The following is a 12340-nucleotide window of genomic DNA, read 5'->3' as shown; positions in this document are numbered from 1 at the left end:
GTCACCCTCAGTTTCTCAAAAGGTGTTTCGACAAAACCTATCAATAACTCATAAAACCCCCAGATACAACATTCAATTCGGAATTTGTATCTGGGGGTTTTAATATGGCTGCTTATTTAAACTTCATTATTGTAAAAACAACTCAACTTGACCAGCACACTCTTCAGGCCGGTCCAGCCAAGGCATATGACCGGCATCTTTGACTAGATGGAACCGATTATCAGGCAGGGCGTTTCCAATTTCACGTCCCTTATCAACGGAGGCAAACGTATCGTTTTCACCCCATAACATCAGTGTTGGGCATTGAATCTGAGCCAGATCGGCGGCCTTGATCTCATACTTAGGGTTTACCGTCAGGGTCTTAAGCAACGATAACGTAGAAACACTGTAGTTTGGTAAGTGCTCAAAGCGCAGGTAGGCTTCACGCAGTTCATTCGGCAAGGTTGCCAGAGTTTCCTTGTTAGTGCCCATCAGTTTCAAGCCGTTGAATGCCTGATCTTGATTCTTAGGAATGAGGCGCTTTGAAACGATTTTATCGAGACCGGGCAGTGTAAGCACCTTAAGTGGCGCCGGCGTCTTCCCCAGCATCACGCGGCCTGGGTTGCCAATTAAAATTAACTTGCTGACACGTTCCGGATGCGCCAGAGCGTACCAGAGTGCCCAGTGGCAGCCCATTGAGTGGGCCATGATTGGCACCCGGTCTAGGTGAAGGTCGTTTAAAACGGTATCGATAGTGTCGACGACAAACTGGCGGATGTCAGGTAATTTCGTCAGGTCAATACCGTCACTAAGTCCGCCACCAGGGCGGTTAAAAAGGTAGAAATGGTGGTTGCCCATATGACCAATGAGACTACTGAAAGGGAAACCGTCGCCCGTGTTACCGGGAACGATGAAGATGGGTGTTCCGGATCCGATTTCGGTCACGCGTACGCGCATGTCTGAATCCGGCAACTGATAGTATGTGTCAGTCCCGGTAAGGTTATACACGTTAAAGAGGGCCGTTTCAGCTTGCTTGGCAGTCTTGAATTCTGGCGAGTTGTGGTCTAAAAGTGGTTGTTTAAAGGTTGTTTTTGTCATAAAAATCATCTCGTTTTTAGTGGTTATGATATGATACATTTGTATCGTAACACGTTTAATTCATGAATTATAGCGTATAAGAAGAAGTGAAACAGGAGGCGGGATGATGTATCACGTTGGTAATGACAAACGAAAACAGCAATCAGCTAGGCTGATTTATCAAGGCATGACGAATCTGTTAGCGACAACCCCATTCGAAACGATCACGATCACAATGCTGACCCAACGAGCTGGCGTTGGCCGGGCAACCTTTTACAGGTTGTTTGATGATAAGGGTGACGTGTTGTTGTACCAAATGAATCAGCAGTTTGATGCCATCGTGGCGCAAACCTCATGGCAGACGAGTACGCAGACGGTGATGACGGCCTTAATGCAGGGCTGGTTGGATCAGAAGCCGCTGTTTAATGCACTTATGGCGGCTAAATTATTTGATCAGTTTCAGCAGATGGTAGCGGAGCTGTTAGCTGACAAATTGGGCTTTCTACGCGAGAGCGGGCACATTGCCCAGCGGGATTGGCGCTACTTCATTGAGGTACGGTCGGCGATGATGATGACCGGCTTACGCGTGGCTATGACCGTCTTTCCGGACGATTCACCGGCAGAAGTGGTCGCTGAGTTGAACGGCCTGTTTGGTGAGCCGCCAGTCCTCGACCAGATGCGGCAAGCGGGGACTCGACTAACTCATGAGGCACAACCCAAGACTAACGACGAAAATTAGGCTCGTCATTTTTTAAAACCAAAAAGATTGACATTCAAGATGACCGGCGTATACTACCCAATATAGTTAGCCGGCTAATTAGATTGAAAGATGTGACGACATGGATAAATTTAACTTTAACAACCGCCCGAACGCGGCACGTATTGAACTGACGAAAAACAGTGCGCTGTCGGATATTGATACCGAAGTCGTATTACAGTTCCTCAATTTTCAGTGGGCCTACCGTGGCATGCAGCGACAATATGATGCTGTTTTGACGCAGCATCATTTAACGGAATCACGTTTTATCATCCTGATGTTTTTGTCAGAAGCGACAGACCAACAGTTATTGCCGTCTGAAATTGCGGATCAGCTGGGCGCCACGAGAGCCACCGTCAGCAAGCTGCTGCGCGGAATGGCGGCTGATGGGTGGGTACAAAAAAGAGCCTCCGAGACGGACAAACGGGCAACGTACATGCAGTTGACCCCAACTGGTAAGGCGACCCTGGATGCATTTTTGCCCGCCAACTTTGCGGCCGTCAAGACGCTCTTTGGTCAGTTGACCCCAGACGAACTGAAAACATTTGCGTCGTTGTTGAACAAGATCAATCAGGGTACCTCAAATTTGAAAACAGAAATGGAGTCTTAACCATGGAAACAGAAAATTAATTTTTAAAAACGTATTTGAGCTTGTACATCAGTCACTTTGCCGTTTTAGCCGATATGAAGAAGGCTGACCCTGAAATGGTGGTGCTGGATGTCCGTAACGCGCCAGCTCAGGTCAAGAAGAATCAGATCAAGGGTGCTGTTGCGTTGGCTGCAAAGGATTTGGCCGACCATTTAGACGAATTGGATAAGTCTAAGACCTACGTCGTGTACGATTGGAATGCTGGGACGACCCTAGGTAAGGAAGCATTGTTAACCTTGCTGTCTGCGGGATTCAAAGCCTTTGAATTAGCCGGCGCTTTGGAAGGTTGGAAAGGTATGAATTTACCGATTGAAGAGATCTAGAGAGCGGAGGAAAACGGTTTGAGGGCGGAGCCTAAGCCACTCTGGTAGAAATGCCTGGGTTTGGCATTTTTACCAGAGTGGCTTAGGCAGTAGCCCTCAGTTTTCCGAAGCTCATTTCGGCACGGTTGCAAAGAAAGTCAACTCTGGCCGAAAAGTCCGGGCCTGACTTTTTGGCCAGAGTCCGTTACACGTTAGTCCCGTGCCTTGTGGAGCTCATTTCGGAACGGTTGCCAAGAAAGACAGATCATAAAGCAAATAAAAAGACCGATGCGCACAAAAACGCATCGGCATTTTTATGCGTTCATACAGGAACAGATGCATAAATTAATTGACCTTTATTTTTTAAACGATTCCAATTTCACCTTATTTAACTAATTCTTTGAAAATAATTTATGCGTATAAACGCCTTAATAACAGTGCTTTAAAGCAATCAAGCAAAATTAATTTTAGCACTCTAAATAAAAGAGTGCTAAATGCTTGAAACTTTGACCAATACTGACTATTATATATCTTGCAAGGTTGGTTAAGGGTTATTTCCAATGACCGACCGAACGTAGATGAAGATGCTGAAAGGGGTTTTTAACATGATGCGTTATTTACCAAATGAAAACACTGTATTTGATCCAATGACCGTTTTTGATGACTTCGACCAGGACTTCTTTGGGGGCAGCACCACCATGAAGACCGATATCAAAGAAACCGAGAACGACTACCAAGTGAAAGCTGAGTTACCTGGTTTCAAGAAGGATGGCATTCACCTGGACTATAACAATGATACGTTGCGGATCAACGCGAACCACGATCTGACTCATGAGCATAAGGATGAACAAGGTCGCGTGTTGCGTCAGGAACGGTCTTCACGTAACATCAGCCGCAGTTTCTACCTGCCAGGCGCGGATGCTGACAAGATCGCCGCAACTTACGATGGTGGGTTGCTGAAGTTGACGTTGCCAAAGCGGGCTCCGGAAACTGAAGACAGTCACCACATTGATATCAACTAAACACTAAGCAACTTAACGACAACCCCCGCAGATAAAAGAGCGGCGGGATAAATTTTGACTAACGTTAGCACTCTAAATATTAGATTGCTAAATTAAAAACTAAAAAAAGGGGTTTTAATTATGGCACGTTATTTAATCAACCGGAACAATGAGTTTGATCCAATGAACATTTTCAACGACATGGGCAACTTTGGCCGCAACTTCTTCAACGGCAACTCCACGATGAAGACCGATATTAACGAAACAGACAAGGGCTATGAAGTAAAGGCTGAATTGCCAGGCTTCAAGAAGGATGGGATTCACCTTGACTACCGTGATGACACATTAAGAATCAACGCTTCCCATGACGTTGCAAAGGAAGACAAGGACGAAGATGGCCGGGTATTACGTCAAGAACGCAGCTCCAGCAACATCACGCGCAGCTTCTACCTGCCAGGTGTTGATCAGGATAACGTTAAAGCAACGTACGATGGCGGTATTTTGACCCTGACCTTACCAAAGGTTGCTGAAGATCAAAAAGACAGCCACCACATTGAAATCGACTAATCAACTCGCGCTAATCAACAAGACACACACACTCATCTAACCTAACTAAGACACAAAAACACCCCGGCGGTTTCGTCGGGGTGTTTTTTTACAGCCACTTTCTTTTAAAGGCTGATGCTGTCATGAGATGTATCTGTCCGTTGCATTGCACGATTTGGCACTCCGCAGTGGTGGCTCGCGAATGAGCTAACTCGATTTCCGCTGTGCGGCTCTCGAGTGGATCTCATTCGACTCGCATATCACTAGGTGGCCGAAGACCTCGCCCACCAAGTGATATCGACACCACAACTCCGTGCCAAATCGCGCCATTCCACTGACTGTGAGCTAACTGTTGAGAGCGGCTAAGTATCAAAAATTCAGTCAAAACTAGTTTGCAGATTATCCGCGCTCAACTGCTGATTAACCACTGACAGTAAACCATTATGCAATACGGTATGAGCTTGAATTAAGCGACTATGCTGAGGTCAACGTTCTGATAGTTGATGTAACCGTGCATCGGAATTTTAATCGTTTCGCAAATAGTAAGCGGAGTGGCGCCGGTCGGCATTGCAGGCAGTAGTGTCGGTGTTTGTTGGTGAGGGTCCTTTCCTCGCCTACAAACACGGGAGACGGAGGAGATCCTTGAATTTCTGAAAGAAATTCAATAGCTCCGTAGCGACCCACTACAGCCTGCAGGGCCGACCGGCGCAACGCAGCGACTGCAAAGCACTAATCCTTCCGCAGTTTATACTGTTTCCCAAGTTCATAAACGAGTTCAGGTTCGCGGCCAGTTCGCTGGTTGCGGTTCATGATGTTGATCATGTCGATCTCGTCTTCGGTGAGGTCAAAGTCCAGCTGGATATTTTCTTGGATACGTTCTGGTGTTTTAGACTTTGGAATGATCGTGACGCCGTTTGTGGTGTGCCAGCGGAGGACAAGTTGCGCGACGGAAACGTTATGGTGAGCCGCCATCTTCTTGAGCATGGGGTCATCCAAAACAACGCCGCGACCAAGGGGGCTACAGGCCTGCGTGACGATGTCATTTTCCTTATCGAATTCAATAAGTGGTTTTTGACTCAGGTAAGGGTGGCACTCAATCTGGTTAACAACGGGCATCTCTTCGGCCTGGGTCTTTAGTAGTTCAAGGTGGGACAGCTCAAAGTTTGCGACACCGATTGATTTGACCTTGCCGTCCTTTTTAAGCTGTTCCAGCGCCTTCCAAGTTTCAAAAAAATGATCGTGAACTGGCCAGTGGACCATCACTAAATCTAAGTAGGACGTTTTTAAACGTTTCAGTGAATCATCAATGCTGGCAATCGCATTGTCGAAGCCCTGGCTGATTTCTGCAACCTTTGAGGTAATAAAAATCTGATCTCGTGGAATGCTTTGTTTGGCCAGGGTATCACCCAGCAGATCCTCGTTGCGGTACAACTGCGCGGTATCAAAGAGGCGATATCCCGTTTCATACGCTGTTTTGATCGTGCTATCCATTAACTCTTGCGTGTCGATCAGGTAAGTTCCGAAGCCGACCGTTGGCATTTCATTGCCATCAGCGAGTTTCACTGTGTCTAATTTTGTCGTCATATCCTCATCCTCCATTTGTTTCGTCCTCTCCATTATATCAAACCGCTTTCATTTCTTGGCTTTTATTTAAGACGACAGCATATTTCGGCCAAATGGTGGGAAATTTAGTTACAATATAAGTAATGAATAATGAACAGGAGGCGCTGGGATGACACCCACTAATTTAGAGACGGGCTTAACGAAGACAGAAGTACAGCAACGAATCGATGCGGGTCAGCAGAATGACCCGGCGCCCGCGTGACCCGGTCAGTGAAACGCATTTTCAGCGATAATCTCCTGACCTGGTTCAACTTAATTAACATTTTACTGGCAGCCTTAGTGTTCTTTACCGGCAGCTATAAGAATATGCTGTTCTTTGGGGTTGCGCTTTTCAATACGGCAATTGGAATCTTTCAAGAAATTCGCTCGAAACGACAGATCGATAAAATGAGTCTGTTGTCGGAAGCCACGTATCAGCTTAAACGGATGGTGCACTTATCCAAGTCCATCAGGACGCCATTGTGCAAGACGACCTGATCTTTTTAACCCGCGGCGATCAGCTGCCGGTGGACGCCCATATCGTTTCAACGAAGGGGTTGGAAGTCGATGAGTCGCAAATTACTGGGGAGTCGACGCCGATTGCCAAACAGGTCGGCGATTCACTGACCTCCGGGAGCTTTCTGGTCAGCGGGCAGGCAGTCGCTCAGGTGACAGCTGTCGGCAGTCAGAGCTTTATTCGCGAACTATCGAGTGAGGTCAAGACCGAGCACGCCAGCCACAGTCAGTTGTTGGCAACAATTAACCGCATTATTAAAATTTTGACGATCGTCATTGTGCCGTTGGAGGCCGCACTCTTTATTTCAAAACTTGTCAACGGGAATTCATTAAACGCCGCCATATTAGGAACGGTTGCCGGAATGGTCGGGATGATTCCTGAAGGGCTCGTGTTATTGACCTACATGTCACTCGCCGTTTCTGCAATGAATCTTGCGCGGCGCCACGTGCTGGTGCGAGAATTACCAGCCATTGAAGGCCTCGCCCGCGTGGACGTGCTCTGTCTGGATAAAACAGGAACGATTACGAGCGGCAAATTGAAATTAGACCAAGTCGTCCCACTTGGTCAAACGACTAAAGGGGAACTTGAAACCGTTACCAGTGGGCTGATTCACGCGATTGGTGACGATAACGAAACCGCCATGGCTCTCAAAACTGCCTGGCCGAATCCCAACTGGACAGCCACACAGGTCATGCCGTTTTCTTCCGCTCGTAAGTGGAGCGGGGCAGCGTTTGAGCAGGGGGCCTATGTACTGGGTGCGCCGGAGTTTATCCTGCCACAGCCGGATCCCGCGCTTCAAAAACGTGTGCACCAATATGCCGCTGAGGGCTACCGGGTGCTCTTTGTGGCACGTGTGAGTCACCTGTCTGCGGATGATCTGGGTACGGTGACACCGATGGGGTTGGTGTTGATCACGGATGAACTGCGGCCCAATGCCGCCAACACGTTTGCCTACTTTGCAAATCAGGATGTGGCGTTGAAGGTCATTTCCGGCGATAATCCAACAACGGTGGCAAATATCGCCAGCCGCGCAGGGATTGCGGGCTGCGAGCACCATGTTGATATGAGCACGCTGCCAGAGCCTATCGACTACGACCATTTAGTTGAAACGTATACCGTTTTTGGCCGGGTCACGCCCACACAGAAGCGGGAGTTGGTGAAGGCTTGGCAACGGGCAGATCACACGGTTGCGATGACCGGTGACGGGGTCAACGACATCTTAGCGTTGCGCCAGGCTGACTGCGGCATTGCCATGGCTAGCGGGAGCGAGGCAACCAAGAGTATCGCGGACTTTGTGCTGATTGATTCCAACTTCGATGCCATGCTGCACGTGTTAAACGAGGGACGTCGAGTTGTAAACAACATTGAACGTGTGGCCTCGCTTTACCTCATTAAAACGATGTATTCGGTGGCGCTTAGTATTATTTTCATCTTCATGGCCAGCAGCTACCCATTTCAGCCGATCCAACTGACGCCGATCTCTATGTTTACGGTGGGGATTCCGTCGTTCTTCTTGGCGCTGGAGCCGAACCATCAACGGTTAAGTGGCCAATTTATGAAGCAAGTTATGGTTATCGCAGCTCCAGCGGCAATCTGTATTGTTTCCTATATCATGTTCATCTTCTTGGTCGGCGGTGTGCAGCTTCAGATGCCGTACGTCCAGACCTCAACGCTGAGTGTCATGATGACGGGCGCGGTCTGCTTCATGGCGCTGATCATGTGCGCAAGACCGCTGAACCGACTGAAGGTGGGACTGGTAGTCCTGATGCTGGTCTGCTTCGTCATGATCTTTGTGTTCTTTGGGAACCTGTTCTCACTGTCGTCCATCTTCAATCTTCAACTGGCAATGTTCTATCTGCCACTATTGGCGTCGGTTTATCCGTTCTTTTACCTGGTGCAGGAACTGCTTGGAAAGCGGCTGTTTAGTCGAATAAGATGGCGGTAACTTTGCAAAAGGACGGTCTGGTAGCCATTTCGTGGCGTTGCGCGATTGGTCTGCGGAACACGTTTTCGACAATGTAAAAGTGTAGCTCCGCAATGCCAAATTGCGGAATGCAACGGACCATCCCCTACCATATGAAAAAACTGCTTTGGTATATTCTGTGAGTTTAACAACTAAGGTAGCAAAGAATTAAAAGAGGCGCACACTCTGTTAGTATCAGATTCTATCCAAATAGTCACAACTTTGGATTAGCTAGTTTTAAAAACTAGATTGTCGTGTTATCATTAAGATATTGAGTAAAGAGGAAGCAGGAAGGGTGACAGACATGGCTGAGTTTGATCAGTATCATCGTTGGGAAAACCAGATTCGCGAGCTGCGGATACCGCACTGGAGCGAATTACCAAAATTTGATTTATACATGGACCAGGTGATTGCGTTTATAAACGACGCCCTGGGGCCACTCGGTGTTGATCCAATGACACCAGCGATGATCAACAATTACGTCAAGCATCAGGTGATCTTGTCGCCTGTTAAAAAGAAGTATCAGACCATGCATCTGGCCGATCTTTTGCTGATTGGGCTGTTAAAACCGCTCTTTAGCACAGATACGATCCGCAACGGAATCGATCAGGTGACGGCGGGCGATTTTCCTAAGCAGGCCTACGATAACTTCGTGGATGCATTAAACGACGCGCTGGCACACATTGGTGAACAACACGACGTGAAAGTTGCTACGACTCTGAACGAAAAACTGATGCAGGTCGCAATTGATGCCGTGATCAGCCGGATCCAATCCGAAAAATTACTGACGATGATTCAAAAACCGGCTCGCCGCGTGAAGAAAATCTAACAAAAACACTAAAATTAAGACCCAACTAATTTAATCGTTAGTTGGGTCTTTTTGATGACTTAAAATGAAAATCAAACAGTCAAAAAAATGAAAATAATTTTTGAGTTCGTAATTCGATTCACAATCAAAAATATAAAGCGCTTTCATTGCCTATTTTTCTATGAAAATGATGTAATCGCTGATATAACAGTATTGCATATTGATGAGCAAGACGCTAAAAAAAGTTCTATAAAAACTGTTTACATTCAAAAAATAGGTGTTATAGTAATACATGTGAAAGAAAAAACAAAGAAGTTTTCATGACGGAGGTCGGAAAATGTTAAAAGAAATGAACCAAGACAAAAACCAAAAAACAACTAAAACTACTACTAAAGAAGAAACCGTTGATCAAATGATCGACCGGTTGACTGCCAAGGCGCACGATGCACTTTGTGCCATGGATGATTTTTCTCAAGAAAAAGTAGACCACATTGTGCACCAAATGGCAATCGCAGGTCTGGACAACCACATGAAGCTCGCCAAGATGGCATTTGAAGAAACGGGCCGTGGGGTTACCGAAGATAAAGCAATCAAGAACATGTTTGCCACTGAAGAAATTTGGAACAGCATCAAAAATGATAAGACGGTCGGCATCATCAATGATGACCGCGAACGTCAACTCATCACCGTTGCTGAACCACTGGGGATCTTAGCCGGTGTTACACCTGTTACCAACCCAACTTCTACTACTTTATTCAAATCATTAATTGCTGTTAAGACGCGGAACCCAATCATCTTTGGTTTCCACCCACAAGCACAAAAGTCATCTGTTGAAGCCGCTCGGATCGTTCGTGATGCTGCGGTTGCTGCCGGCGCGCCAAAAGGTGTTATCCAGTGGATCGACAAGCCTAGTTTGGAAGCTACGAACGCCTTGATGAACCATCCAATGGTTGCCTCAGTATTGGCAACTGGTGGTCCCGGCATGGTGAAGGCTGCCTACTCAACTGGGAAGCCAGCCTTGGGTGTTGGTCCTGGTAACGGTCCTGCCTACATCGAAAAGACGGCCAACATCAAGCGGGCCGTTAACGATATCGTCCTTTCAAAGACGTTTGATAACGGGATGGTTTGTGCTTCAGAAAACAGCGCGGTTATCGATGCTGATATTTACGACGATGTGAAGAAGGAAATGCAAGCACGCAAAGTCTTCTTCATTAAGAAGAACCAGCAACAAGCACTTGCTGATGCGATGTTTGATACGAAGCGCGGCGGTGTTAAGGGTCCTATTCCTGGGATGTCAGCCGTTGCAATCGCTAAGTTAGCCGGCATTGAAGTGCCTGAAGACACTAAAGTCTTGGCTGCTGAAATTCACGAAGTTGGGCCTAAGAACTGGTTATCAGCTGAAAAGCTTTGCCCAGTGATCTCAATCTTCAAGTCAGCTGACCACAAGGAAGGCTTCAGTATCTGTAACGACCTGCTCCACTTCGGTGGTCTCGGTCACACCGCAGCCATCCATACGATGGACGATGACCTCGCTACTGAATTTGGGATCAAGATGAAGGCCAGCCGTGTGCTTGTTAACACACCATCAGCCATTGGTGGGATCGGGAACATTTATAACGAAATGATTCCTTCACTGACCCTTGGGACTGGTTCATGGGGCAAGAACTCCATCTCCCACAACGTTTCATCATTTGACCTGTTAAACATCAAAACAATCGCAAAGCGGCGGAACAATATGCAATGGATTAAATTACCTCGAGTTTACTTTGAAAAGACATCAGTTCGTTACCTCAACTCAATGCCTGGCGTTCAACGGGTCTTCATCGTGGCCTCACCTGCCATGATCTCCCACGGTTACGTTGACAAGGTGCTTGGTGAATTGAAGCGTCGGTCAAACGAAATTGAATACCAGTTGTTCTCAGTGACTGAATCAGACCCAACTACTGACACAGTAGAAAAGGGTACTGAACAGATGAACAACTTCAACCCAGATACGATCATCGCACTGGGTGGCGGTTCACCAATGGACGCCGCTAAGGGCATGTGGTTATTCTACGAGCATCCAGACGCAAGCTTCTTCGGTGCAAAGCAGAAGTTCTTGGATATCCGGAAGCGGACTTACCAGTTAGAAAAGCCAGCTAAGGCGCAATTCGTTGCTATTCCAACCACTTCAGGGACTGGTTCGGAAGTCACCCCATTCGCTGTTATCACTGACTCAGAAACCCACGTTAAGTACCCATTAGCAGACTACGCATTGACCCCAGACGTTGCTATCGTCGACTCTCAATTCGTTGAAACGGTACCAAAGAAGACCGTTGCTTACTCTGGTTTGGATACATTGACCCACGCCATCGAATCATTCGTTTCAAACATGGCGTCAGACTACACTCGTCCATTATCACTACAAGCAATCAAATTAGTCTTTGAAAACTTGACCGCATCATACAACGGCGACATTGACGCCCGCGAAAAGATGCACAATGCGGCTACTTTAGCCGGGATGGCCTTTGCCAACGCCTTCTTGGGTGTTGACCACTCCATCGCTCACAAACTGGGTGGTGAATTCGGCTTGCCTCATGGGTTAGCCATTGCCATCACCCTTCCACATGTGATTCGTTACAACTTTAAGGAACCTCGCAAGCTCACGATGTGGCCTAAGTACGAATACTTCCGTGCTGATGAAGACTACGCTGAGATTGCTCGTTACATCGGCCTGACTGGCAAGAACAAGGAAGAACTCAAAGAAGCCTTGGTCAACAAGATCATCGACCTTGCTCACTCCGTTGACACGACCTTGAGCTTGAAGGCAAACGGCGTTGACAAGAAGCACTTTGATGCTAGTGTCGACAAGCTTGCTGAACTGGCCTACGAAGACCAATGCACGACTGCCAACCCTAAGGAACCATTGATCGGTGAACTGCGTCAGATCATGATCGATGAATACGACGGTAAAGGCGTTGAAAAATAACTAGCTGCGTTTTAACTAGGATTTAAAAAGAGCCACCACATCAGGTTTTATGGATGTGGTGGTTCTTTTTGGGTTGTGGGGGTGTTCGTTGCATTCCACAAATTGGCACTCCGCTGAAGTGGCTTGCGATGAAGCTAATTCAATTCCTGCTGCGCAGTACTCGAATGGATC

9 protein-coding genes and 1 pseudogene are annotated in these 12340 nt (G+C 47.3%); 8 read left to right on the top strand and 2 right to left on the bottom strand.

Translation table 11 applies throughout. From position 1 onward, the window contains the following. Positions 1–126: 126 nt before the first annotated feature. On the bottom strand, positions 127–1077 hold the full coding sequence (locus tag JCM11969_RS08805) for an alpha/beta fold hydrolase (protein ID WP_054710580.1): 951 nt from the start codon (positions 1075–1077) through the stop codon (positions 127–129). A 103-nt stretch (positions 1078–1180) separates the two neighbouring features. Here JCM11969_RS08805 and JCM11969_RS08800 point away from each other — a divergent pair, with 103 nt between their 5' ends. The 5 genes from JCM11969_RS08800 (at position 1181) to JCM11969_RS08780 (ending at position 4332) form a co-directional block, all read left to right on the top strand. Then, positions 1181–1795, top strand: a complete 615-nt coding sequence (locus JCM11969_RS08800; protein ID WP_156319316.1) for a TetR/AcrR family transcriptional regulator — start codon at positions 1181–1183, stop codon at positions 1793–1795. A gap of 100 nt (positions 1796–1895) precedes the next feature. Continuing rightward, positions 1896–2423, top strand: coding sequence for a MarR family winged helix-turn-helix transcriptional regulator (locus JCM11969_RS08795; protein ID WP_054710575.1), 528 nt, complete (start codon positions 1896–1898; stop codon positions 2421–2423). A 74-nt stretch (positions 2424–2497) separates the two neighbouring features. Then, positions 2498–2785 carry a rhodanese-like domain-containing protein gene (locus tag JCM11969_RS08790; protein WP_082409245.1) on the top strand — a complete coding sequence of 96 codons (288 nt, stop codon included), beginning with the start codon at positions 2498–2500 and terminating at the stop codon, positions 2783–2785. Positions 2786–3369: 584 nt separating this feature from the next. Beyond that, a complete protein-coding gene (locus JCM11969_RS08785) occupies positions 3370–3786 on the top strand; it encodes an Hsp20/alpha crystallin family protein (RefSeq protein WP_054710570.1) in 417 nt (138 codons plus the stop codon). A gap of 120 nt (positions 3787–3906) precedes the next feature. Then, entirely contained in the window at positions 3907–4332 is a 426-nt protein-coding gene (locus tag JCM11969_RS08780; protein WP_054710568.1) for an Hsp20/alpha crystallin family protein, read from the top strand. Between the two features lie 708 nt (positions 4333–5040). Here JCM11969_RS08780 and JCM11969_RS08775 read toward each other — a convergent pair. After that, positions 5041–5895 (bottom strand): aldo/keto reductase, encoded by an 855-nt coding sequence (locus JCM11969_RS08775; RefSeq protein ID WP_156319315.1) that lies wholly within the window; start codon positions 5893–5895, stop codon positions 5041–5043. Positions 5896–6043: 148 nt separating this feature from the next. Between JCM11969_RS08775 and JCM11969_RS08770 the strand changes: the two are divergent. The 3 genes and pseudogenes from JCM11969_RS08770 (at position 6044) to adhE (ending at position 12169) form a co-directional block, all read left to right on the top strand. After that, positions 6044–8375: pseudogene (locus JCM11969_RS08770) on the top strand (cation-translocating P-type ATPase). Positions 8376–8697: 322 nt separating this feature from the next. Beyond that, a complete protein-coding gene (locus JCM11969_RS08765) occupies positions 8698–9222 on the top strand; it encodes a DUF1836 domain-containing protein (protein ID WP_054710563.1) in 525 nt (174 codons plus the stop codon). Between the two features lie 316 nt (positions 9223–9538). Next, positions 9539–12169, top strand: coding sequence for a bifunctional acetaldehyde-CoA/alcohol dehydrogenase (gene adhE / locus JCM11969_RS08755; RefSeq protein ID WP_156319314.1), 2631 nt, complete (start codon positions 9539–9541; stop codon positions 12167–12169). Positions 12170–12340 lie beyond the last annotated feature (171 nt).

The organism is Secundilactobacillus paracollinoides DSM 15502 = JCM 11969 (assembly GCF_001311135.1).
GTDB lineage: Bacteria > Bacillota > Bacilli > Lactobacillales > Lactobacillaceae > Secundilactobacillus > Secundilactobacillus paracollinoides.
The sequence above is the reverse complement of the archived record's forward strand: the minus strand, read 5'-3'. Positions and strand labels throughout refer to the sequence as shown.

What these genes read in the sequence shown, in the direction of transcription:
- JCM11969_RS08765 (WP_054710563.1), top strand. Translation starts at nt 8,698, where the DNA reads ATGGCTGAGTTTGATCAGTATCATCGTTGGGAAAACCAGATTCGCGAG.
- JCM11969_RS08780 (WP_054710568.1), top strand. Translation starts at nt 3,907, where the DNA reads ATGGCACGTTATTTAATCAACCGGAACAATGAGTTTGATCCAATGAAC.
- adhE (WP_156319314.1), top strand. Translation starts at nt 9,539, where the DNA reads ATGTTAAAAGAAATGAACCAAGACAAAAACCAAAAAACAACTAAAACT.
- JCM11969_RS08775 (WP_156319315.1), bottom strand. Translation starts at nt 5,895, where the DNA reads ATGACGACAAAATTAGACACAGTGAAACTCGCTGATGGCAATGAAATG.
- JCM11969_RS08785 (WP_054710570.1), top strand. Translation starts at nt 3,370, where the DNA reads ATGATGCGTTATTTACCAAATGAAAACACTGTATTTGATCCAATGACC.
- JCM11969_RS08805 (WP_054710580.1), bottom strand. Translation starts at nt 1,077, where the DNA reads ATGACAAAAACAACCTTTAAACAACCACTTTTAGACCACAACTCGCCA.
- JCM11969_RS08800 (WP_156319316.1), top strand. Translation starts at nt 1,181, where the DNA reads ATGATGTATCACGTTGGTAATGACAAACGAAAACAGCAATCAGCTAGG.
- JCM11969_RS08790 (WP_082409245.1), top strand. Translation starts at nt 2,498, where the DNA reads ATGAAGAAGGCTGACCCTGAAATGGTGGTGCTGGATGTCCGTAACGCG.
- JCM11969_RS08795 (WP_054710575.1), top strand. Translation starts at nt 1,896, where the DNA reads ATGGATAAATTTAACTTTAACAACCGCCCGAACGCGGCACGTATTGAA.